The organism is Micromonospora sp. CA-111912, from assembly GCF_050948415.1.
Classification (GTDB): Bacteria; Actinomycetota; Actinomycetes; order Mycobacteriales; family Micromonosporaceae; genus Micromonospora.
Map to the genome: position 1 here is coordinate 3,830,649 of NZ_CP192007.1, position 22,664 is coordinate 3,853,312.

The 22,664-nt window shown below is 71.6% G+C and carries 20 protein-coding genes, 1 tRNA gene and 1 pseudogene; 9 read left to right on the forward strand and 13 right to left on the reverse strand.

The window, feature by feature from the left end:
• The first annotated feature begins 20 nt into the window (after positions 1–20).
• A complete protein-coding gene (locus ACQPZO_RS15825; RefSeq protein WP_433341778.1) occupies positions 21–1,394 on the forward strand; it encodes a hypothetical protein in 1,374 nt (457 codons plus the stop codon).
• 23 nt (positions 1,395–1,417) lie between these two features.
• Here ACQPZO_RS15825 and ACQPZO_RS15830 read toward each other — a convergent pair whose 3' ends face one another.
• From ACQPZO_RS15830 to ACQPZO_RS15845, 4 genes are all read right to left on the reverse strand, one after another.
• Complete coding sequence (locus tag ACQPZO_RS15830; protein ID WP_433341780.1) at positions 1,418–1,990, reverse strand: DinB family protein; 573 nt, start codon at positions 1,988–1,990, stop codon at positions 1,418–1,420.
• Positions 1,991–2,467: 477 nt separating this feature from the next.
• The gene (locus ACQPZO_RS15835; RefSeq protein ID WP_433341782.1) at positions 2,468–3,667 is read right to left on the reverse strand and encodes an RtcB family protein; all 1,200 of its coding nucleotides are present in this window, start codon (positions 3,665–3,667) and stop codon (positions 2,468–2,470) included.
• A gap of 35 nt (positions 3,668–3,702) precedes the next feature.
• Positions 3,703–3,776: transfer RNA gene (locus tag ACQPZO_RS15840), tRNA-Gly, on the reverse strand.
• Positions 3,777–4,147: 371 nt separating this feature from the next.
• Complete coding sequence (locus ACQPZO_RS15845; protein WP_405108510.1) at positions 4,148–5,143, reverse strand: hypothetical protein; 996 nt, start codon at positions 5,141–5,143, stop codon at positions 4,148–4,150.
• 336 nt (positions 5,144–5,479) lie between these two features.
• Here ACQPZO_RS15845 and ACQPZO_RS15850 point away from each other — a divergent pair, with 336 nt between their 5' ends.
• Entirely contained in the window at positions 5,480–8,302 is a 2,823-nt protein-coding gene (locus ACQPZO_RS15850) for a S8 family serine peptidase (RefSeq protein ID WP_433341785.1), read from the forward strand.
• A 136-nt stretch (positions 8,303–8,438) separates the two neighbouring features.
• Here the strand turns inward: ACQPZO_RS15850 and ACQPZO_RS15855 are convergent, their stop codons facing one another.
• Positions 8,439–8,837, reverse strand: a complete 399-nt coding sequence (locus ACQPZO_RS15855) for a hypothetical protein (protein WP_433341787.1) — start codon at positions 8,835–8,837, stop codon at positions 8,439–8,441.
• Positions 8,838–8,963: 126 nt separating this feature from the next.
• Here ACQPZO_RS15855 and ACQPZO_RS15860 point away from each other — a divergent pair.
• Positions 8,964–9,053, forward strand: a pseudogene (locus tag ACQPZO_RS15860) (esterase family protein); the annotation flags it as partial.
• 34 nt (positions 9,054–9,087) lie between these two features.
• Here the strand turns inward: ACQPZO_RS15860 and ACQPZO_RS15865 are convergent.
• The 4 genes from ACQPZO_RS15865 to ACQPZO_RS15880 form a co-directional block, all read right to left on the reverse strand.
• A complete protein-coding gene (locus ACQPZO_RS15865; RefSeq protein ID WP_433341789.1) occupies positions 9,088–9,594 on the reverse strand; it encodes a DinB family protein in 507 nt (168 codons plus the stop codon).
• A gap of 151 nt (positions 9,595–9,745) precedes the next feature.
• Complete coding sequence (locus ACQPZO_RS15870) at positions 9,746–10,489, reverse strand: M15 family metallopeptidase (RefSeq protein WP_433351025.1); 744 nt, start codon at positions 10,487–10,489, stop codon at positions 9,746–9,748.
• 361 nt (positions 10,490–10,850) lie between these two features.
• Positions 10,851–11,669 carry a peptidylprolyl isomerase gene (locus tag ACQPZO_RS15875; RefSeq protein WP_433341790.1) on the reverse strand — a complete coding sequence of 273 codons (819 nt, stop codon included), beginning with the start codon at positions 11,667–11,669 and terminating at the stop codon, positions 10,851–10,853.
• A gap of 127 nt (positions 11,670–11,796) precedes the next feature.
• Entirely contained in the window at positions 11,797–13,035 is a 1,239-nt protein-coding gene (locus ACQPZO_RS15880; RefSeq protein ID WP_433341792.1) for a D-alanyl-D-alanine carboxypeptidase family protein, read from the reverse strand.
• 263 nt (positions 13,036–13,298) lie between these two features.
• Here ACQPZO_RS15880 and ACQPZO_RS15885 point away from each other — a divergent pair, with 263 nt between their 5' ends.
• On the forward strand, positions 13,299–15,572 hold the full coding sequence (locus ACQPZO_RS15885; RefSeq protein ID WP_433341794.1) for an ATP-binding cassette domain-containing protein: 2,274 nt from the start codon (positions 13,299–13,301) through the stop codon (positions 15,570–15,572).
• Positions 15,573–15,772: 200 nt separating this feature from the next.
• Here the strand turns inward: ACQPZO_RS15885 and ACQPZO_RS15890 are convergent, their stop codons facing one another.
• Positions 15,773–16,372: a hypothetical protein gene (locus ACQPZO_RS15890; RefSeq protein WP_433341796.1), complete on the reverse strand. Its 600-nt coding sequence runs from the start codon at positions 16,370–16,372 to the stop codon at positions 15,773–15,775.
• A 459-nt stretch (positions 16,373–16,831) separates the two neighbouring features.
• Here ACQPZO_RS15890 and ACQPZO_RS15895 point away from each other — a divergent pair, with 459 nt between their 5' ends.
• The 3 genes from ACQPZO_RS15895 (at position 16,832) to ACQPZO_RS15905 (ending at position 19,759) form a co-directional block, all read left to right on the forward strand.
• On the forward strand, positions 16,832–17,194 hold the full coding sequence (locus tag ACQPZO_RS15895) for a hypothetical protein (RefSeq protein ID WP_433341797.1): 363 nt from the start codon (positions 16,832–16,834) through the stop codon (positions 17,192–17,194).
• Positions 17,191–17,853: a nucleotidyl transferase AbiEii/AbiGii toxin family protein gene (locus ACQPZO_RS15900; protein ID WP_387017468.1), complete on the forward strand. Its 663-nt coding sequence runs from the start codon at positions 17,191–17,193 to the stop codon at positions 17,851–17,853. The genes ACQPZO_RS15895 and ACQPZO_RS15900 overlap by 4 nt, the downstream gene beginning before the upstream one ends.
• Positions 17,854–17,965: 112 nt before the next feature.
• Complete coding sequence (locus ACQPZO_RS15905; RefSeq protein WP_433341798.1) at positions 17,966–19,759, forward strand: bifunctional metallophosphatase/5'-nucleotidase; 1,794 nt, start codon at positions 17,966–17,968, stop codon at positions 19,757–19,759.
• A 94-nt stretch (positions 19,760–19,853) separates the two neighbouring features.
• On the opposite strand, the gene ACQPZO_RS15910 is transcribed toward ACQPZO_RS15905, so the two are convergent.
• Positions 19,854–20,111 carry a hypothetical protein gene (locus ACQPZO_RS15910; protein ID WP_433341800.1) on the reverse strand — a complete coding sequence of 86 codons (258 nt, stop codon included), beginning with the start codon at positions 20,109–20,111 and terminating at the stop codon, positions 19,854–19,856.
• 397 nt (positions 20,112–20,508) lie between these two features.
• Here ACQPZO_RS15910 and ACQPZO_RS15915 point away from each other — a divergent pair, with 397 nt between their 5' ends.
• Positions 20,509–20,745: a GntR family transcriptional regulator gene (locus ACQPZO_RS15915; protein WP_433341802.1), complete on the forward strand. Its 237-nt coding sequence runs from the start codon at positions 20,509–20,511 to the stop codon at positions 20,743–20,745.
• An 85-nt stretch (positions 20,746–20,830) separates the two neighbouring features.
• On the opposite strand, the gene ACQPZO_RS15920 is transcribed toward ACQPZO_RS15915, so the two are convergent.
• Both ACQPZO_RS15920 and ACQPZO_RS15925 read right to left on the reverse strand, forming a co-directional pair.
• The gene (locus tag ACQPZO_RS15920; protein ID WP_433341804.1) at positions 20,831–21,025 is read right to left on the reverse strand and encodes a hypothetical protein; all 195 of its coding nucleotides are present in this window, start codon (positions 21,023–21,025) and stop codon (positions 20,831–20,833) included.
• A gap of 61 nt (positions 21,026–21,086) precedes the next feature.
• Positions 21,087–22,250 carry a geranylgeranyl reductase family protein gene (locus ACQPZO_RS15925; protein WP_433341806.1) on the reverse strand — a complete coding sequence of 388 codons (1,164 nt, stop codon included), beginning with the start codon at positions 22,248–22,250 and terminating at the stop codon, positions 21,087–21,089.
• Positions 22,251–22,409: 159 nt separating this feature from the next.
• On the opposite strand from ACQPZO_RS15925, the gene ACQPZO_RS15930 reads away from it, so the two are divergent.
• Positions 22,410–22,646: a hypothetical protein gene (locus ACQPZO_RS15930; RefSeq protein WP_433341807.1), complete on the forward strand. Its 237-nt coding sequence runs from the start codon at positions 22,410–22,412 to the stop codon at positions 22,644–22,646.
• The last annotated feature ends 18 nt before the right edge of the window (positions 22,647–22,664 follow it).

Consider the following 22,664-nt stretch of genomic DNA (forward strand, 5'->3'; position numbering starts at 1 on the left):
GAGTCTGCGGAGGAGTGGCCGTGCAGAGCTTCACCCGTACGTTCGTCCGCAACCTCGTGATCTTCACCGTCTGCGGGGTGGTGGGGCCGGTCTTCCTCGTCGTGGGCGCCCTCGGCGTCAGCGACGTCGGCTCGGGCGAGGAAGGCGTCCCGCTGGCCTTCTTCCTCACCGGCCTGGTGTTCACCCTCGCGATCCCGGTCGGCGCCTTCCTGTTCACCCGGGCGCACTTCCGGGTGATCACCGGCCGCGACCAGGTGCACGACGCGCACCGGCGCGACGACGACAGCTTCGCCATGTGGACCCCCACCGCCCGGATCCCGTTCCAGGATGGCCGATTGGCCATGGCCGAGGTGCGCGAGGCGACGCTCGTGTCGTACGGCGAGGACTGGGAGGCGACGTACCAGAGCTACGGCCGCGACCTCGACCCCGACGAGCCCAAGGCACGCATCCGGCTCAGGCTGCGGGTTCACCCCGAGGGCCGCGAGCCGTTCGAGTCGACGGCCACCTGGCGCGTGCCGTCCCTGTGCCTGGCCGCCGTCACCGCAGGGCGACTCGTCGCCGTCACCCACCCGGGCGTCCCCGCGAAGTTCGGCATCGACTGGCCGCGCAGCGCCCTGCTGTCGGGCGCCCGGACCTGCCGGCTGGTCGGGCTCGACGGGCGGCGCGTCGACCTGACCGGGCACCCGGATCTCCTTCTGGAGCAGATGAGAACCGCGCGGGCCACGGGCCGGGTCGCCCTGGACGGCGACACGATCGACCTGCGACGCGTCGACCCCGCCGTGGCGACGCGACTGCAGAGCATGTTCGAGCGCTCCGCAGCCGGTCGACCGATGCCCGAGCCGGTGCCGGACGGCAGGGCCAGGTGGGTGATCGACCGTCTGCCCGGTGCGGCGGGGGCGTTCGGTGGCGTCGACCGCCGGTGGGCGCGCCAGGGCGGGCAGCTCGTCCGGGGCCGGTTCCTGGAGCTGCGGGGCACGGACACCTTCCAGTACGAGGGCCCGGTGCTGGAGACCGTCCTGCGGCTGTTCCCCGACGGCGGCGCCCCGTTCGACGTCGGGAAGAAGCTGACGGTGCCGATGAACTACCTCGCGCTGCTGCACCGGACGAAGCAGCTCGTCGTGCAGGTCGGCGGGGACCGCCGGTCGTACGAGATCGACTGGGCACGCACCAACCTCGCCGCCGGGGTCAGCCCCGCCGTCGTGATCGGCCCCGACGGCCGGCAGTTCGACCTGACCGGCCGGTTCGACCCCCTGCTGGCGATCATGCGGCTGCTCGTGGCCCACCGGGTGGGCCTCCCCGGCACCGTCCTGGACCTGCGCGACCGCCGTTCCTCCGCGGCGGCCGCGCAGGTCATGGACGTGATCCGACGTACCCCACTGAGCCTTCGACCATGATGCGGTCGACGGTTACCCGGAAGTCATAGCCGTTCTCGCCCGTCTTTGCACAAGTAAAGGTCCCGAAGCAAGCAGATCTCTGCGCCGTGGTGAACGATCTCCACATGGGTGTACAGGATGAGCCTGGCCATCGGCGCATCCGCATAGACCGGTGGTGAGATGGCGCCTTGCGGCCGGGCAAGCCCTGCCGTGCCGAGACTGCGCACGTCCCGGATCCAGGCATCGTGCCCTTCATCGAGTTGACGCAGCGCTCCTTCTGCGGTGCCTGAGTAGCTGATCGCCGGGCGATCGGACGGCGGGCCATCGAAATGGGGTACGGTAGATGGCCCGAACACGTCGATGAGGTGCGCAAGCCTCCATGCGATCGTGGTGACCGGCTCGCGATCGTGCGCCAGCCCAGCCTGGTCCATGGTGAACTCGCCCCCACCGATCGACATCGGCGCCGAGCTATCGCCGCGGCGGCTGATCGTCCAGCAGCCAGGCGCTGGCTGCCAGAAGTACTCATCATCGGTCAGGCCGTTCAATCGCGGCCGGAGTTGATGCTGCCAGTGCCACTCAAGCTGATCGACCAACTCGAAGCTCCAGTCAACGTCCACGGCCCCGACACTAGCCTCAGCGCATGTTGAGAAGGGTCATCCCTTGAGGTCGTCGAGGGTCCAGGCGGCCGGGTCGGCCTTGGCCGGGTCGGCCTGCCCTGCGTTGGCCCCTATGGAGCTGCCCCGTCCACGCTCCCGCTCCATCGACAGCACAAACGGGGCAGCTCCATAGGGGCCAACAGGCAGATCCCCGGCCGGGAGCATTCGTCAGGCCGCCGCCCGACCGCCCGACGTACGGCCGGCGTAGCGGCGACCTCCCGGGGCATCTGCGGGAGAGGAGACATAGCTGAGGACCGGTGAGACCGAGGCCCTGGCCGGGATCTCGGGTCATCCGCAAGGTGCGGAACGGGACTCCCTGAAGGTGGATGAACTTCGGGCGGGATCGGACACTCCGCGACATTGCCGGGGCCCTGGGGTCCAGGCCTGGTGACGCGTCGCGGGCTGGCCGGCACCGGGGAGGGCGCCGGCCGGGGTGGCTCAGCCCTTCACGCAGACCACCTGCTTGAGGTGGGCGACCACCTCGACCAGGTCCTCCTGCTGGGCCATCACCTCCGTGATGTCCTTGTACGCGGCGGGGATCTCGTCGACCACCCCCGCGTCCTTTCGGCACTCCACCCCGGCGGTCTGCCGCACCAGGTCGGCCGTGCTGTACGTCCGCTTCGCCTGCCCGCGCGACATCCGCCGCCCGGCCCCGTGCGAGGCGGAGCAGTACGCGTCCGGGTTCCCCTTCCCGCGCACGACGTACGACCCGGTGCCCATCGAGCCGGGAATGATGCCGAGGTCCCCCACACCGGCCCGGATCGCGCCCTTGCGGGTGACCAGCACGTCCACCCCGCCGTAGGTCTCCTCGGCGACGTAGTTGTGGTGGCAGCTGATCGGCTCGTCGAAGCCGACCTGCGGGAACCGGTCGCGGACCACGTTGCAGAGCAGGGCCAGCATCACCGCGCGGTTGCGGCGGGCGTACTCCTGCGCCCACCACAGGTCCCGCCGGTACGCCGTCATCTCCGGCGTGCCGGCGAGGAAAACCGCCAGGTCCCGGTCGGGCAGCTCGGCGTTGTGCGGCAGCCGCCGCGCGACGCCGATGTGCCGCTCCGCCAGCTCCTTGCCGATGTTGCGCGACCCGGAGTGCAGCATCAGCCAGACCCGGCCGGCGTCCGGGCCGCCCTGCTCCAGGCAGACCTCGATGAAGTGGTTGCCACCGCCGAGGGTGCCCATCTGCTGCTGGGCCCGGGTCTCGAGCTGGGCCACCCGCTTGTCGAGGGTGCCGAAGCGCCCCCAGAAGTCGGCCCAGCCGCGCTGCTCCAGCCCGCGTACCCGGCGCGGGTCGACCGCGTTGTCGCGCTTGGCGAAGCCGACCGGGATGGTCGCCTCGATCGCGGACCGCAGCCCGGCGAGGTCGTCGGGCAGGTCGGCGGCGGTGAGCGAGGTCCGCACCGCCGACATGCCGCAGCCGATGTCCACGCCGACGGCGGCCGGGGAGACCGCCTGCCGCATCGCGATCACCGAGCCGACGGTGGCACCCTTGCCGAAGTGGACGTCGGGCATCACGGCGACGCCCTCGACCCAGGGCAGCGCGCCGATGTTGCGCAGCTGCCGGGCCGCCTGCTCCTCGATGGCGTACGGGTCGGTCCAGACCCGGACGGGCGCGCGGGTGCCCGGAAGCGGGGTGAATGCCATCGTTCTCTCCTTGTTCGTTCTCGTCCTTGGCGCGGAGCGGCTGGCCGGATTCGAACCGGCGGTCTTCACCGTGGCGGGGTGACGCGCTGCCGGGCTGCGCCACAGCCGCGAGGCTGGCCCACCGGTGGCGGGACGGGCGTGGGCGATATCGGTCCGACGGGCGGGGCCGGGGACTAAAAAGCCGCCCGGTCCCGGACTCGGGATGGGCGGCTGCGCGTGTCGCGCTGGCGCTATCCGCGCCACCACCCGGATTGTCGGCGCTGACACCGGCCGAGGGTCTGCCCGCCGGTGAGCAGCGGGGCACCGCCGCGCGGCGTGGGCCGCGAGGTTGTGGTGCGTTTGCGCTGCGACACGACATGCTCCCTGGATCAGCTCGGGTTGGCCTTGCCCGATGAACGTAGGCGAGGGCCACGACGACCGCAATGGATATCCGGCTACCCTCGGCACGCCCGCCCGACGCCCGGCGGGTCGGTCGGGCGATCAGAGCCAGCCGCGCGCGGACGCCTCGACGCCGGCCTGGAACCGGGTGGTGGCGCCCAGCCGGTCGATGACGGACGCGATCCGGCGGGTGGCGGTGCGGGCGCTGACCCCGAGCTGGCGGGCGATGGCCTCGTCCTTGAGACCGGCCCTGAGCATCTGGAGCAGCAGCAGATCCTCGTCGCTCGGCTTGTCGTCGGCCGGCGGGTGGGCGCCGGCGAGCGGTGTGGCCCGACCCCAGTACGCCTGGAACAGCTCGATCAGCGCGTCGAGCAGCCCCGAGGGGTGGATCAGCGCGAGGTTGTCGTAGGCCCCACCGGTGAGCGAGACCGCCGCCACCCGCAGGTCCATGATCCGCAGTTTGAACGGCAGGCTGGGGAGCATCCGAGCCTGCTCGCCCGCCTCGGCGAGCCTGCTCAGCACCTCGAAGCGGCCCGGACGCCCCATCGACTCGGGACAGTAGACGGTGCGGATGTCCACCCCCCTGGCGATCAGGTCCTCGGTCTCCGCGATCTCCACCTCGTTGGTGTCGGGGGTGCCGTGCACGTGCTTCATGTATGGCGGCCGGTCGAGCACCCACAGGTGGGTGCGCACGGACCGGGTGAGTTCGTCCATCCGGCCGTCGACCGTCTCCCAGCCCGACAGCACCTCCACCCAGCGCCCCGGATCGCGGAGCCGAGCCGTCTGGAACAGTCGCGCGAGGTCCGTGACCGCGGTCTGCACGCCGTCCAGCGCCGCTTCCGTCTCCAGCCGACGCCGGGCGACGAGCGCCGTCAGTGCCGCCTGCGGCCCCATGGCCTCGTATCTTCCGGGCGCTGTCCGTCTCAGCAGGCCGAGCCTGCCCAGCCGGGCGACGGCGCTGCGTACCCGGGCGATGGTGACGCCCAGGGTGCCGGCGCTCTCCGACAGTGGTTGGTCGGGCTGGATCAGCAGCAGACGGTAGATCTGCTCGTCGAACTCGCTGATGCCCAGTGCGCCCAGCACCGGATCGTTGCGCACATCCCACCTGCCCTGACCAGGTCACCGACGCGTGGCGCGATTCGCCACGTGGCCGAAGACGTCATGAAGATATCTCGACTTATTTGGCCCTGAGACGTTCACTACTCACCATCCCACCTGGCGATCTTGCCGGCGTGGGCAGGCTCTCTTCATCTCCAATCCCCCCAAAGAGGAGCAATGGCCCGTAGGATCCGACAAACCTCCCGCTACGGCGCGGCGGTAGCTGCTGTGGCCCTGGCGATCACGATCAGCCCGGTCGCGGCATCCGCCCAGCCGGAGCCACCGGCGCTGCCGAGTGTCCTGCCCTCGAGTGCAGGGGGCAGCGAAACCTACATCGTGACCCTGGCCGACAAGCCGCTGGCGACCTACGAGGGCGGGGTCGCCGGCATCGCCGGCACCAAGCCCGGCAAGGGCAGGAAGGTGGACGTGGGCGCCGCCAACGCCCAGCGCTACCGCAGCCACCTCACGGACAGGCACGCCAAGGTGGCGCGCAGCGTGGGCGCCAAGCCGCTCCGGAGCAACTCCGTCGCCTCGAACAGCTTCGTCGCGGAGCTGACCCGGGCGCAGGCGATGAAGCTGCTGGTCACCGGCGGCGTGGTCTCCGTGGTGCCGGACAAGCTGCTCAAGACCACCGACGACCGCAACTCCGTCGACTTCCTCGGTCTCTCCGGTCGCAGGGGCGTGTGGTCCAAGCTCGGCGGCACGGCCAACGCCGGCAAGGGCGTCGTCGTGGGTGTGATCGACACCGGGGTCTGGCCGGAGAGCACGTCGTTCACCGCGCCGGCGCTCGACGCCACCGCGCCCACGACGGCCGATCCGCACCGGCCGTACCGTCAGGGCACGGCCACCCTCATGCGCAAGTCCGACGGTGGCACGTTCACGGGCACCTGCCAGACCGGCGAGCAGTTCGCCGCGACCCTCTGCAACGAGAAGGTCATCAGCGCCCGGTACTTCGGTGAGGGCTGGATGAAGCAGGTTCCCGCGGAGAAGCGGAAGGACTACATCTCCCCCCGGGACGCGCAGGGACACGGCACCCACACCGCCAGCACGGCGGCCGGGAACGCGGCGGTCCCGGTGACCGAGCGTGGTGTCAGCTTCGGGGAGATCTCCGGAGTCGCGCCGGGTGCGGCGATCGCGGTCTACAAGGCCCTCTGGCAGGGAACGGACGACGACACGACCGGCGGGCAGTCGTCGGACATCATCGCCGCCATCGACCAGGCGGTGGCCGACGGCGTCGATGTGATCAACTACTCGGTGGGTGGTGCGTTCGAGTCGTCTCTCCGGGACCCGATCCAACTCGCCTTCCTCAACGCGGCGGCGGCCGGCGTCTTCGTCTCCGCGTCCGCCGGTAACTCCGGGCCGGACCCGTCGACGATGGACAACACCTCACCGTGGCAGATGACGGTCGGCGCCAGCTCGGTCGCTCCGTACCCGGCCAGCGTGGAACTGGGCAACGGCGCCCGCTTCAACGGCACCAGCACGACGGTGTCGGCGGCGTTCGGACCCAAGCCCCTGATCGCCTCCCGCGCGGCGAAGGCCGCCGGCGTCGACGAAGCCAACGCCGACAACTGCATGACCGGCACCCTCGACCCGGCGAAGGTGGCCGGCAAGGTCGTCGTCTGCCTCCGTGGCGTCATCGCCCGGCCGATCAAGTCCGCCGAGGTCAACCGGGCCGGCGGCGTCGGGATGGTGCTGGCCAACCCGAACGACCAGGACCTGAGCGGTGACCTGCACAGCGTGCCGACCGTGCACATCAACTCGCCCGACACGCAGGCCGTGCTGGACTACGCGGCGACCGCCGGCGCACAGGTCACCCTGCTGCCGACCGGCCCGAGCATGCCGTACCCCCAGATCGCGGCGTTCTCCTCGCGCGGTCCCTCGGAGAGCCACCCGGACCTCCTGAAGCCGGACATCGCCGCGCCCGGCGTCGCGATCCTCGCGGCGGTGGCCCCGCCGGCTGCAGAGGGAATGAACTTCGACTTCTACTCCGGCACCTCGATGGCCGCGCCGCACATCGCCGGTCTGGCCGCGCTCTACCTCGCGGAGCACCCGGACTGGTCGCCGGCGCGGGTCAAGTCCGCGATGATGACCACCACCTTCGCCACCAAGACCGCCACCGGGAAGCGGAGCAGCGACGTCTACGCCCAGGGCGCGGGGCACGTCGACCCGGCCAAGATGCTCAACCCCGGCCTGGTCTACGACGCCTCGGAGAACGACTGGCTGGGCTACCTGGAGGGGCTGGGCGTGCGGACCGGTTCGGGGGTCGCGCCGATCCGGGGCAGCGACCTGAACTACCCGTCCATCGGTGTCGGCGAGGTCTTCGGCACCCGGACCGTCACCCGCAAGGTCACCGCCGTCACCCCCGGCGTGTACCAGTCCACGGTCGACCTGCCCGGGCTGAAGGTCAAGGTGAGCCCGTCCACCCTGCGCTTCAAGAAGGCGGGGGAGACCAAGGAGTTCACCGTCGCCATGCAGCTCACGACGGCTTCCGCCGGCGTGCCGGCCATCGGCTCGCTGACCTGGCGGGGTGCCGGCGCCGTCGTACGCAGCCCGATCGTGGTGACCCCGCAGAGCGTGCTCGCGCCGACCGAGGTCCGGGGCACCGGCGCCGCCGGCTCCGTGTCCTTCGAGGTGACCCCGGCGCTCAAGAAGCTCCCGATCACCACCTACGGGATGGTGTCGGGGCCGCTGACGCCCGGCACGGTGAACAACAGCGACATCTGGGGCAAGGACTTCCCGGTCACGGTGGCCAAGGGCACCAAGGCCGTTGAGTTCACCGCACGCGCGGACAACCCTGAGGCGGAGATCGCCCTCGTCATCTTCCGGGTGGTGAACGGCAGTCTGGTCTTCCATGACTGGACCGTGTCGGGCAATGACATGCGCCTCACCTTTGCGAGGCCGGAACCCGGCCTGTACCAGATGACGGTCATCACCCTGGGGGACCTGCCGGGAACCACGGAAACGCCCTTCAAGGTGCAGGCGAACCTGGTCACCGGCAAGAGTGGCGTCGGCAAGCTGACGGTGTCCCCCAAGAACCCCAAGGTCACCCCGGGCACTCCGCTGACGGTCACCGCGAAGTGGTCGGCAGTGCCCGCCGGGCGGCACACGGGCTACATCGAGTACCCGAACGGTATCGGCACCATCATCAGCGTCAACTGACCTGATGCCGTACGGAAGGCGGGGCCGGACAGCATCGTCCGGCCCCGCCTTCGCAGGTCCGCGGCCCCGCAGCGCCGGCACAGGTCCGAGGGCCCGCAGCGGCGGCCGAACGCGCGCCGGGGCGGTCGGGTGCCGGTCAGGCGAGCGCGATGTCCTCGCCGACCGGCTCGGTCACGTGGTCGAGGAAGGGAAAGCGGGCGCGCAGCTCGGCGAATCCCGCGCCGCCGCGCCAGGCGTCGGCGATCCGCACGACCTGGTCCAGGTCGGTGGTGTCGCCGTCGGCCCGGGACCCGTCCGAGCCCGAGATGTCGACCATGAAGTAGCGGGCCTGGGATCCCAGTCCCACGCAGATCGTCCCCCGCTCGGAGATCAGCTCGGCGCTCGTGAACCGGCTCCGCCCCTGCTCGGGGGCGCTGATCCGGCCCACGTCCACCTGACACCGGGTGGCGGTCAGGGCCAGCGCGGAAGCGAGCCCGCCCAGCTCGACCAGGTCGGGGTAGAGGCGCACACCCAGGGCCGTCGACACGTCGCTCATCACTGACTCCCACTTCCTTGTGACAGGTCCAGCAGCGCGGACGTTACAGCCTGGTAAACCTTTGATCTAGCCTCTTGGCCGCCCCAGGGCAAAAACCTTTCCTCCCCGGCCGGTCCCGCCCGGGACGGCAGCGCGCCGGCCGGTGACCCGCCCGTGCTGTACCTGCTGCACGGCCTCAGCGACGACGACACCGCCTGGACCCGGCGCACCTCCATCTCCGGGCAGCCCCTCGACCGGGCGCAGCGGCGGTTCAGACGCCGACCGAGCCGTCGACGGCCTCGCGCAGGAGGTCGGCGTGGCCGTTGTGCCGGGCGTACTCGTGCATCATGTGCAGCATCACCAGGCGCAGCGACACGTCCTCGCCCCACCGGGGGTTGTGGGCGACGACGTCCAGCGACCCGGCCTCCCGCTCGATGCGCCGGGCGTGTTCGACCTCCCGCCGCCACGCCTCGAACGCCTCGGACGCGCCGGCGGTGCGGGCGTCGTACGCCTCCTGGTAGTCGCCGGTCTCCGACCAGACCAGCGGGACGTCCTCGCCGCCAATCACCCGGCGGAACCAGTTGCGCTCCACCTCGGCCATGTGCCGGACCAGGCCGAGCAGGCTCAGCGTGGACGGCGGGGACGGCTGCCGGCGCAGTTCCTCGTCGGTGAGGCCCTCGCACTTCATGGCGAGGGTGGCACGGTGGAAGTCCAGGAACGCGCGCAGCATCTCGCGCTCGTCGGCGATCAGGGGCGGTCCGATCCGCTCGGTGGTCATGTCCGGGTCCTCTCCGGTCGCCGACGGCCGGGCCCACGGGGTCGGCGGACCGGAGGCGGCCGAGGGGCGATGCTTCCGCCGGGCGAGCCTAGCCGCTGGGCCGACCGGAGCCGCCGGGGCCAATCGGCGCGGTCGGGCAGGGCCCGCCGGGTCAGCGGGACGGGCGGGCCACGGGAAAGTCGAAGTACGTCTCGGGGTACGGCTCGTCGTCGTACCGGTAGTGCCACCACTCACGCGGATAGTTGGTGAACCCGCCGTCGGCCATCAGCCGCTTCAGCAGTTCGCGGTTGTCCCGGGCGGCTCCGGTGATCCGCCCGTCGGCGGTGTGGGCACGCGGGTCGAAGCAGTCGAAGCCGGTGCCCATGTCGACGCTGTTGTCCGGGAAGCGGTCGCCCTTCGGCGCGGTGCAGGCGACCAGGGGCTCGCCGGGGACGTAGGGGCGTTGGCCGGCCGGCGGGTCGTCGACCAGGGTCAGGTCGACGGTGCTGCCCCGGCTGTGCGCGGTGGGCGCGCCGAGGTAGCCGTCGGCGAACAGCCGCGACTTGGCCACCCCGGGGTAGAACTCGGCCTTCGTCTGCTCCTCGTCGGGGCGCTTCGCCCAGGCCACGAAGTCGTCCACGGCGGGCTGCGGGCGGTAGCAGTCGTACACCTTGAGGCTGTGGCCCGTCGCACGGGCGGCCTGCTGCACCCGGCGCAGCGCCTCGGCGGCGGGCCGGGTGAGCAGGCACAGGGGCTCCCGGTACCCGGCGATCGGCCGGCCGACGAAGTTGTGCGCGGTGGCATACCGAATGTCGGACCCGATGCTCGGATCCACATCGGACAACACCACGAACTCCCCCGGCACCCCCACCTCGCCCCCGCCCGACGCGGACGCCCCGGCCCCGGACGCCCCCACCCCGGACGGCCCCGACACGGAACACCCCGCCAACACCACCACCACTGCCCCGACGACGACCCGTCCCAGCCCCCCGACCACCCACCGCCAGCCCCCCACCCGCCCCGCGGCGGTGATCAAGAGGTTTACGTCAGCTCTGATCTCCAGTTCCGACGTAAACCTCTTGATCGATCCGCGAGGGAGGCCTGGGCGGGAGGAGGCGGGTCGGCCTTCGAGGGCGGGGAGGGGTGTACGGGCCGGCCGGCGTTGCTGTCCCATGCACACCGTTCTAGCAGCATCCGGCCTGTTTCAGGGTCAACCGGTGGGATCCCGCTCCGGGGTGGGGTGGCCGACACTCACCGCCCGGTGGGGCGGTCGATACTCACCGCCCACGGGCCGCCCGGCGGATCTCCACCGGCAGCGCGGGCGCGCCGTCGACCGGGGCCGGGTCCTCGACCGTAGGCGCGATCCCGCCGGCGGCGATCCGGTCCAGGGTGGCCAGGCCGGCGGCGTCCACCTCACCGAAGATGGTGTAGTTGGGGCGCAGCGCCGAGTTGGCGTACACCAGGAAGAACTGGCTGCCGTTGGTGTCCGGGCCGGCGTTGGCCATGGCGAGCACACCCCGGGCGTACACCTTTCGCACACCCGTCGGGTCCGTCGGCGCGGGCGGCAGGTCGGTGGGCAGTTCGTCGGCGTACCGGTAGCCGGGCCCGCCCGAGCCGGTGCCTGACGGGTCGCCGCACTGGAGCACGCTGAGCGTCGGGTACGCGGTCAGCCGGTGGCACGAGGTGCGGTCGTAGAACCGGTGCCGGACCAGGTGCAGGAAGCTCTGCACAGTGCAGGACGCCTGCTCGCGGTCCAGGGTCAGCCCGATCGGGCCCTGGTTCGTCCGCAGCGTGACCCGAACGGTGCCGTGACCCGGCGTCCGTCGGGGATCCGGCGGCAGCGGGACGGGCCGGGCAGCCGGCTCGTCCGGCGTCTCGGTGTACGCGCACGGGCCCGGGGTCGTCCGTGGCGGCGCGGCGGCGGCCGGGACCGCGCCTCCCGGGGCGGCGGCCGGGGCAGCCACGGCGGCGACGCCGCTGCCGCCGATCAGGGCGGTGGCGAGCAGCGCGACACCGGTGAACCGGGACAGCGTACGCGTCCTGCGGGGGTGGGCCGGCAACGGCGGGACCGACTGCCGACGGGATGACCTCGACACGGGGCGTCCTCCTGGGCTGGTGAATCCAGAAAGATCGCAGTCTATGGATCCGGCGGCCCTCCTGTCGACGGCGACACGCGAAGCAGGGCGCGGCAGCCCGGGCGCAGCAGGACGGTCCTCGGCCGGCTCAGGCCCGACGGCGCCGGCGACGCAGGAGCACCGTGGTGAGCAGCGCGGCCACGACGACGGCAGCGGCGGCCCCCACGACCACCGGCCACGACACGGCCCGGCCGGAGCGGGCGACCCGGTGGGCGGCCACCGCCCGGGGCGCGGGCGAGACCGCCGCTCCGGGCGACGCGGACGCCGACGGCGAGCCGTTGGCGACCGTCTCCCCCGGGGAGACGAGACGGCCCACCGAGGCGTCCCGAGGCAGCGAGAAGCCCCAGTCCAGCAGCGTGGCGCCCTGCTCCCAGCCGCGCATCGGGCTGGGCTCGGCCCCGAGCAGGGTGACCACCAACCGGCGTCCGCCGCGCTGCGCCGCGCCGACGTAGGTGTGCCGGGCGTAGTCGGTGAAGCCGGTCTTCCCGCCCAGCGCCCCCGGATAGCGGTAGATGAGCTGGTTCTCGTTCTGGATCTGGAAGCCCTTCTTCCGCAGCGCCGGCTGGGCGGGGATCCGGGTGCTCTCGGTCAGCGCGTACCGGCGGAAGGTGGGGTCGGCGAAGCAGGCCCGGGCGATCAGCGCCAGGTCGTACGCGCTGGTGAACTGGCCGGGGCCGTCCAGCCCGGAGGGGGTGACGGCGTGGGTCTGCAGTGCGCCGAGGCGCGCCGCCTCGGCGTTCATCGCCCGGACCCCGCCGGCCGCCCCGGCCGGGCCGCCGACGAGCCGGGCCAGCACGTTGGCCGCCTCGTTACCGGACTGGAGCAGCAGCCCGAGGAAGACCGTCTCGACGGTGTAGCGACCGCCCTCCAGCAGTCCGACCGCGGAGCTGCCGGGGGCGATGTCGAGGTCGGCGTGGGTGACCGTCACCACCTGCTTCGGGTCCAGCTTCGGCAGCGCGGTGGCGGTCAGCAGCAGCTTCTGCACGCTGGCCGGGGTGGCGTACCCGTGCGGGCCGCAGCCGCCGAGCACCGCTCCGGTGTCCAGGTCGGCGACCAGCCAGGAGGTGGCGGTGACCGCCGGCGGCGGGGTGGCCCCGGCCGGCGCGACGAGGCCCGGTGCGGCCAGCGCCGCGCCGCCCACCGCCTGCTGCTCCGGCACCGACGGCGGGGGTGTCGGCTTCGGGGAGCGCGGCACCTTCGGGGCGACCGCCTTCGGGCAGGGCACCGCCGCGTTGGCCGGGACGGCCGGCACGGCGGCGGCCGGGACGGCCGGCACGGCACCGGCGAGAAGGACGGCGGCAGCGGCGGCCAGCACCGGGGCTCTCATGCCCAGCACCCTAACCGGCAGGGCCCGGCACCGACGGGCGGGCCACGCGCACGCCGGACCGCGCCCACGGCCGCCGTTCCGCCATGGCTTCCACCGTCCCACTCACGCGCTGTTTGAGACTTTTCCGCCTACTCTCGCCGCTGACCATGCCGCTTTGTCGCGAAAGTTTCAACGTGCGGGTCAATGAGATGATTGAACCGGCCAGGCCCAGCACCAGCAACCGGGCAGGGTTCACCCTGCCCACGATCGCCCGAAGGGTTCGCATGCAGCAGCCGACTCGGACCGTCGCCGACAGCCACGACATGATCGAGGTGAGCGGCGCCCGGGAGAACAATCTCGCGTCCGTCTCCGTGGACATCCCCAAGCGACGCCTCACCGTCTTCACCGGGGTCTCCGGCTCCGGCAAGTCCTCGCTCGTCTTCGGCACCATCGCCGCCGAGTCGAAGCGGCTGATCAACGAGACCTACAGCGCCTTCCTCCAGTCGTTCATGCCCAGCCTGTCCCGGCCGGACGTCGACTCGCTGCGCAACCTCAGTGCCGCGATCATCGTCGACCAGGAGCGGATGGGGGCGAACTCGCGCTCCACGGTCGGCACCGCCACCGACGCGTACGCCATGCTGCGCATCGTGTTCAGCCGGCTCGGGCAGCCGCACGTCGGGTCGGCCGGCGCGTTCAGCTTCAACCTCCCCGAGGGGATGTGCCCCACCTGCGAGGGGGCGGGCCGGGTCTCCGACCTCGACGTGCACGAACTCGTCGACGTCGAGCGGTCGCTCAACGACGGGGCGATCACGGTGCCGAACTTCGCGGTCGACTCCTGGTACTGGCAGTCCTTCGTCACCTCGGGCCTGTTCGACCCCGACGCCAAGCTGCAGGACTACACGCCCCAGCAGTGGCAGGACTTCCTCCACAAGCCGGCCACCAAGATGAAGGTCGGCGGCAGCAACCTCACGTACGAGGGCCTGGTCGTCAAGGTCCGCCGGCTGTACCTGAGCAAGGACAAGGAGCCGGCCCAGCCGCACATCAAGGCGTTCGTCGAGCGGGCCGTCACGTTCACGACCTGCGGCGACTGCGGCGGCGCCCGGCTCAACCAGGCCGCCCTGTCCTCCCGGATCGCCGGCCGCAACATCGCCGAGTGCTCCGCGATGCAGATCAGCGACCTGGCCGCGTTCGTCCGGGGTGTCACCGACCCGTCCGTGGCGCCGCTGGTGGCCAACCTGCGCGACCTGCTGGACTCGCTCGTCGAGATCGGCCTGGGCTACCTCAGCCTCGACCGCGAGTCGGGCACCCTGTCCGGGGGCGAGGCGCAGCGGGTGAAGATGGTCCGTCACCTCGGCTCCAGCCTCACCGACGTCACGTACGTCTTCGACGAGCCGACGGTCGGGCTGCACCCGCACGACATCGCCCGGATGAACGGCCTGCTGCTGCGGCTGCGCGACAAGGGCAACACGGTGCTCGTCGTGGAGCACAAGCCGGAGACCATCGCGATCGCCGACCACGTGGTCGACCTCGGCCCGGGAGCCGGTCCGGACGGCGGCCGGGTCTGCTACGCCGGCGATGTCGCCGGGCTGCGCCGCTCCGACACTCTGACCGGCCGGCACCTCGACCACCGGGTCAGCCTGCGCGAGGAGGTCCGGCCACCCGCCGGGCAGTTGCCGATCCGCGGCGCAGACCTGCACAACCTGCGCGACGTCAGCGTCGACGTGCCGCTCGGGGTGCTGACGGTGGTGACCGGCGTCGCCGGCTCCGGCAAGAGCTCGCTGATCCACGGCTCGCTCCCCCGCCGCGCCGGGGTGGTGGTCGTCGACCAGTCCCCGATCCGCGGGTCCCGGCGCAGCAACCCGGCCACCTACACCGGTCTGCTCGACCCGGTACGGGCCGCCTTCGCCAAGGCCAACGGGGTCAAGCCGGCGCTGTTCAGCGCCAACTCCGAGGGTGCCTGCCCGGCCTGTAAGGGCATCGGGGTGATCTACACGGACCTGGCCATGACGGCCGGGGTCGCCTCCAGGTGCGAGGAGTGCGAGGGCCGCCGGTTCACCCCGAAGGTGCTCACGTACACCCTGCGGGGGAAGAACATCAGCGAGGTCCTCGCCATGTCGGTGACCGAGGCCCGGGACTTCTTCCCCGGCGGGCCGGCCCGGTCGGTGCTGGACCGCCTCGCCGACGTGGGCCTGAGCTACCTCGGCCTCGGCCAGCCGCTGACCACCCTCTCGGGGGGCGAGCGGCAACGACTCAAGCTGGCCATCCACATGGGCGAGAAGGCGCACACCTACGTGCTGGACGAGCCCACCACCGGCCTGCACCTGGCCGACGTCGACAACCTGCTGGCCCTGCTGGACCGCCTGGTGGACGCCGGCAACACCGTGGTGGTCATCGAGCACCACCAGGCGGTGATGGCGCACGCCGACTGGATCATCGACCTCGGCCCGGGCGCCGGCCACGACGGCGGCCGGGTCGTCTTCACCGGCACCCCCGCCGACCTCGTCGCGCACGGTGACACCCTGACCGCCACCCACCTGCGGGAGTACGTCGCCCAGTGAGGTCCGGGCCGGGTCCACCGCGCCCACGGTGGGCCCGGCCCGTCGTCGACGTACCCGCGAACGCGCTGCGGATCAGTGCGGCACCCGGCGCACCCAACGCCGCTGCCAGGGTGTCTCCACCGCCCGCGGGTGGTAGTGCAGACGCCGCTGGCCGGGCCCCCTTGTCGGGGGCCCGGCCAGTTGGCTGTTCGGTGCGGGGGTCAGCTGTTCCAGTGCTCGGCGACGAGGTCGGCGGCCTGCTGCTCCCACTGCGCGTAGTGGTCGGGGTACGCCGACACCTGCACGGTCTGCGCGGCCTCGGTCAGGGGCATGTCCTGCCACCCGTCGACCTGCTTGAGGCCCTTGAGGAACGCCAGGGTCGAGTACTCGGGGTCGGTGATCTGCTCCACCGTGCCCCACCCGGAGGTCGGACGCTGCTGGAACAGGCCCTGCGAGTCGTGGTCGTTGCGGTCACCCAGGTGACCCAGGTTCTCCAACTTCGACTCCTGCAACGCCGTGCCGATCGAGACCACGGCGGCCCGCTCGTCCATGCCGGCCTTCTTCGTCGCCGCCACGATCGCCTTCACGTTGGCGGTCTGCTCGTCGTCAAGCTCGATGCGGGACTGGTCGCCCTGCACGCCGTGCGGGATCAGCTTGCCCTTGTCCACACCAGGCTTGTCGGCCTGCACGGCCACAGCCGCCGGCGTGGTCGACTCGGCCGTCGGGGTGGTGGTGGCGTGCTGCAGCGGACCGGCGGCCAGACCACCGGCGAACGCCAGACCAGCGACACCGAGAACGCTCTTACGCAGGATCGTGTTCATCAGGGTGACTCCAATCGGGGGTCGACACACCCCACCCCAGGGGAAAAAGGGGTGGGCGTGTGAGCACCACGTCGAGGCGCCCAACAGATCAAAAGGGGGAAAACCATCCGACAGGTCACCGCACCCGGGGGGATGCTGATGGCGGCGGGACCATGTGTAACGACCGGCGGCCCACCCCCATTCCCCGCCGGGGTCACGGGGGTTCGGGCAGCTCAGCAGCGGCGTGCGCTACTCGATCGTCCGCCATGTGTAACGACCCCGGGCCGGCCCATGTTCCGCCGAGCGGGTGTCGCCGGTCACCCCGAACCGGACATTCGACCCAGACGCGCCGCCACGGGCAGGTGCCGGCAGGCTGATCGACTCCTCGTTCCGGACGCGGGGGCCGGCCGGGGACGTACCGACCGAAAGGGGGACGGGCACGAGCGCCGCGCCGGCCGGACCAGGCGTTACCCTGGCACCATGCAGGGCGTAGCCTCCCCCACCTCGGCCGGCGTGGCCTTCCTGGCCCGCCCGGGCCGCCCGGCCGTCGTCACCCCCACCCTGGCCGAGCTGACCGGCCCCACGCGGGGGGTCGTCGAGCTGCCCCTACGCCTGATGTGGAACCTGCACCGCACCTTCGACCTGGGCGACCCGGACGACCTGCTCTGGATGTACGAGAACGTGTTGCGGGAGACCACCCACGCGGACGACCTGCGGGAGCTGGTCAACGGTCACCTGCTGCGCCAGGTATGGCCCATGCTCAACCTTCCCCGTGGTGTCCGCGCGGCGTGGGAGCACCGCCACGGGGCCCTGCGGGACGACCGGGCCCTCCGCACGGCGTGAACGACGCCGCACCGCCGGACGAGTTCTACCGCGAGGTCGCCCGGGTGGCCCTGTCGGTCGCCGGCCGCCACCGGTTCGTGCTCGGCGGCGGCGTCGCCTGGGCCGCGCACGGGCTGTTCTCCCGCCCCACCGAGGACGTGGACCTCTTCGCCGACGTCGAGGGGGCAGCCGCTGCGGCGGCGACCGGCGTGCGTACCGCCCTGGAGCGCGCCGGCTTCGAGGTGACCGACGCGGACCCGGGCAGTGACCTGGCCGAGTTGTTCGCCGGGTTCGACCGGGACATGAAGGACTTCGTGGTGAGCCGGGGGCCACGACAGATCCGGCTGAGCCTGGCCCGGCTCGACCGGTACCGCAGCCCGGTCGTGATGGACCTCGGGCCGGTGATGGACATCCGCGACCTGGTGGCCAACAAGACGGCGGCGCTGGTCAACCGGCGGGAGGTCCGGGACTTCATCGACGTGGGGGCCGCCCTCGATCACTATTCGGTCGCGGAGCTGCTCGGCCTGGCCCGGCAGCTCGACCCGGCGCTGGAACCGGAGGACGTTCGGGACGCCGGCCGCTACCTGGACCGCCTGCCCGACCGACGCTTCGCCCGGTACGGCCTGGACGCGGCGCAGGTCGCGCGGCTGCGGGCCCGGCTGGCCGCCTGGCCCCGCTGACGTCCCCACCGACTGTGCGGCATGTCGGCCCCGGTGGCGGGAGGGACATCGGCTCGTTAGGGTGCGCAACGGCGCCCCGTGAGGCGCGTCCACCCCCATGGAAAGGCACCTCATGACCTCCTCCTCCGGCGCGTCGCGCCGCCAGGTGCTGTCCGTCGCCGCCGCCGCCGCGACCGCGCCCCTGATCGCGGGCGCGCCCGCGCAGGCGGCCGAGTCCAAGGGTCCGAAGACCTGGGACCTGACGGTCCTGGGCACCTCGGACACCCACGGCAACGTGTACAACTGGGACTACTACCGGGACGCCGAGTACGACGACAGCAAGCACAACGACGTCGGCGTCGCGAAGCTGGCCACCCTGGTCAACCAGATCCGGGCCGAGCGGCGGGGCAGGGCGACCCTGGTCCTCGACTCCGGCGACACCATCCAGGGCACGCCGCTGGCCACGTACTACGCCAAGCAGGAGCCGATCACCACCACCGGTGCGACGCACCCGATGGCCAACGCGATGAACATCCTGAAGTACGACGCGGTGACGCTGGGCAACCACGAGTTCAACTACGGCCTGCCCCTGCTGGCCAAGTGGATCAAGCAGCTCGGGTTCCCGGCCCTTGCCGCGAACGCGGTCAACGAGGCGACCGGCAAGCCTGCGTACCTGCCGTACGTGATCAAGGAGGTCCGGCTCGGCGGGCACGGCGCGCCGAAGCTGAAGGTCGGCATCCTCGGCCTGACCAACCCGGGCGTGGCGATCTGGGACAAGTCCAACGTCGAGGGCAAGCTGATCTTCGCCGACATGGTGGAGACCGCCGCCAGGTGGGTGCCGGTCATGCGGGCGCGCGGCGCCGACGTGGTCATCGTCTCCGCGCACGGCGGCGACAGCGGCACCTCCAGCTACGGCCCGGAGCTGCCGAACGAGAACCCGTGCACGATGATCGCCGAGCAGGTCCCGGGCATCGACGCGATCCTGTTCGGCCACGCGCACAACGAGGTCGTCGAGAAGTTCGTGACGAACACCAGGACCGGCGTCCAGGTGCTGCTCTCCGAGCCGTCCAAGTGGGGCCAGCGGCTGACCCGGATGGACTTCACCCTCACCCGGGAGCGGGGCCGCTGGAAGGTGGCCACCAAGCGCGCCACCATGCTGAACACCAACACGGTGGTCGAGGACCCGGCGGTGCTCGCGGCCGTGCGCGGCCAGCACAGCAAGACCGTCGCGTACGTCAACACGGTGGTCGCCCAGTCGACCGTGGAGCTGTCGGCGGCCGAGTCGCGGTACCAGGACACCCCGATCCTGGACTTCATCAACCGCGTCCAGACCGAGGTCGTCACGGACGCGCTGGCCGGCACGGCGTACGCGGGGCTGCCGGTGCTGTCGATCGCGGCGCCGTTCAGCCGCACGGCGGTCTTCCCCGCCGGCGACGTGCGCATCCGCGACGTGGCCGGGCTGTACGTCTTCGACAACACCCTGGAGGCGGTGGTCCTCACCGGCGCCGAGGTGCGGGCCTACCTGGAGTACTCGGCGAAGTACTTCACCACCCTCGCAGTCGGCGCGCCGGTCGACCCGGCGACGATCAGCGACCCGGCCGTCCCGGACTACAACTACGACGTCTTCTCGGGGCTGGACTACGACATCGACATCAGCAGGCCGGTCGGCGGGCGGATCACCCGCCTGGTCCTGCCCGGCACCGACACCCCCGTCGCCGACGGCGCGCAGTTCGTGGTCGCGGTGAACAACTACCGGCGCAGCGGCGGCGGCAACTTCCCCGGCATCGTGAAGACCCAGGTCTACAACGCGCAGCAGGAGATCCGCCAGCTCCTCATCGACTGGGCGCAGGCCAGGGGCACCATCGACCCGGCCGACTTCTACGTGCCGAACTGGACGCTGGTCCGCGAGGGCATCCCGGTCTTCTGACCCCCGCCGTGGCTGTCCCGGCGAGGTGATTCGGGGACGGCGAAGAGGAGAACGCGCGAGGGAGGCACCGCGAGCCGGTGCCTCCCTCGCCGCCCTAGACGATCTCCATCGGCCTGCCAACCTCGCAGTCGAACACCCGGCCCCAGAACCGCACCAGGGTCCGTATCGAACCGCTGTGAATGATGCCCTTGGCGCCGGTCCTGATGATCCAGGCATCACCCCCTGGAAGAGCGATCACCCAGCCCAACACGTGATCGTCCTGCTGCATCACGAGGATCGCCGGGCTCTCCGCGACGGTGATGACGGGAAGGGAGGAAAGCTGCTCCTTCCAGGTCCCCTGATCCGTGGTCACCGCTGCGGCCTCCTGAACATGGCGGGGTTGGCGTTCCGAACGACGTGATCAATCTTCTGTCCTTCAATCCCTGGCTCCGAGAGCACTCCGACTGGGATGCCTCGACGCCCATTCCGCTGCCTGGGCACTCTCGGGCTGACCCGAGCATCCGCACGGCTCCCGACGTGCGCGGGGGGTCGTAAGGGTGAGAGCACCAGCTTCCGACGCCTCGCGAGGATGCTGAGGACGTTCCAGAGACGCCGCAGACGACCGGGCCGAGGATGAGTCATGATCTGCCTCCCTTCCGTGTATCTGTCCATCTGAAGCAGACTCTAATAGCAGAGTTAACACAGTTCACTCTGATAGAAGAACAGACATACTGGACAGGGTTGGCTGTCGACGCTGTTCCAATAGCCCGATGACCGGCTACGTTCCAACCTTCCGAGTCGTCATCAACGACATCAGGAAGTCGATAGCCTCGGGGCAGCTCAAGGAGGGCGACAAACTACCTTCGCTGCCTGAACTCGCCGAGAAGTACGAGTGCTCCGTCGGCACCGTCAGACGCGCGGTCGAACACCTCCAGATCACCGGAGAGCTGCAGGGGAGACAGGGCAAGGGAACCTACGTGACCGGGAAGCTACCCGAGGGTTCCTAGTCTGCGAACTCCACCAGCAGGGTCAACAGCCCGGAGAGCTACCGGGGAGACAGGGCATGAGTGAGGATCGGCGACACCAGCCACTTCAGCCGGTGCCGGGGCCGAGGCGCAGCGCCCACTGATCAGGGTTGCTCGCCGGATCGGGCCGGTCCCGCCGGGGGTCGGTCTCGGTCGACGCGGTCCGCTCGTCGGGGTGTGCCCCCGACGGCAGCTCGCCGAAGCGGACGTGCCGCAGGAAGGCGTACTCCTCGTCGGTGAACGAGGCATCGGATGGGGTCATGGCTACTCCCTCCACGAGTCTCCATCCTGCACCCGGTCCGCCATCGGCGCAGCCCCGCCGCTCACCGGGACCCGACCGGCGTCGAACCGACCCGGCGGGCCGGCGGGAGCCGGTCCAGCAGCGCCAGCGCCGCCCGCACCGGCACCCGGTTCAGCGTCTCGTCGAAGCTCGCCCGTCCCTGGCAGAACCGGACGAACATCCGCCAGCCGGCCGGCGTGGCCAGCAGGGCGTGGAAGACGTCCGGCCGGCGGGAGAACACGTCCAGCAGCCGGTGCCCGGCCCGCATCGATCCGACGAGGTCCCGTTCTACGCCGCGCTGGTAGCCGTCCAGGTCACCTTCGGCGACGGCCGCGCCGGCCAGCGCGCCGGAACGTAGCGCGTAGCTGATCCCCTCCCGGCTCCACGGCTCCAGCAGGCCGGCCGCGTCCCCGGTCACCAGCACCCGGCCGTGGCGCAGCGGCGAGTCATCCTCGCGGCAGCGGGTCAGGTGCCCGGAGTCGTGCTCCGGGGTCACCCCGGACAGGCCCAGCCGGTCGACGAAGTCACGCAGGTACTCCCGGGTCCGCTCCCCCTCGCCGCGTGCCGCGATCACCCCCACCGTGAGCCGGTCGCCCTTCGGGAACACCCACGCGTACGAGCCGGGGATGGTTCCCCAGTCCAGCAGCAGCCGGCCGCGCCACCGGCGCTGCTCCTCCTCGGGCACCGGCAGCTCCAGCTCCAACCCCAGGTCGACCTGCCGGTACCGGACGCCGACGTGCCGGGCGGTCACCCCGGAGGAGCCGTCCGCGCCGATCACCGTACGGGCGTGCACGGTGTCGCCGTCGGCGAGCCGCAGGCGTACCTGATCGGGGTCCTGCTCCAGGGCGCGGACGGCGACCCGCTCGCGCACCTCGGCCCCGGCGGCGATCGCCGCGGCGCGCAGCCGGTCGTCGAACTCGTCGCGGCGCACCATCGCGACGAGGGGCCCGCCGGCGTGCCGGCGGGTGAACTCGCGCCGCCCGTCCCGGGTGAACGTCACCCGGTCCACCCGGTCGTGCGCCGGCACGTCGATCCGGTCGCCGACCGCCGCGAGGGAGGTGCCGATCAGGCCGCCGCCGCAGGTCTTGTACCGGGGGTGCGCGGCCCGCTCGACGACCAGGGTACGCAGCCCGGCGCGGGCCGCGACGTGGGCGGCGGAGAGCCCGGCGGGGCCGCCACCGACGACAGCGAGGTCCCAGATGATCACGGGTGAAGCCTAGGGCACCGCCGGACGGAAAGCCGGGCGGCGCAGCGGGTACGGGCCGGCGGGAACCGCACGATCGGGCGGGCATCAACCGCGGGGCGGCGGGTAATCGTCCAGCGCAGTCCCCGCCCCCTGCCGGGCGGTCACGTCGAGGAGGAAGTCATGCAGCAGGTACGGCTGTCGGATGTCGAGGAGCGGGTCTACCAGGCGGTGGCCGCGTTGGAGTCCCGTGGACAGGTTCCCTATCCCGACATGATCGCGCAGGAGTCGGGGTTGCCCCAGGACGAGATCCACGGGCCGCTGCACATGTTGACCGAGAAGAACCTCCTGCACCGGGAGGACTCACCGATGGCGGGGCTGGACTTCGGCCCGCGCTGGTGCGCCCGCCAGATGGCGTGAACCGGCGCGAGACCCCGG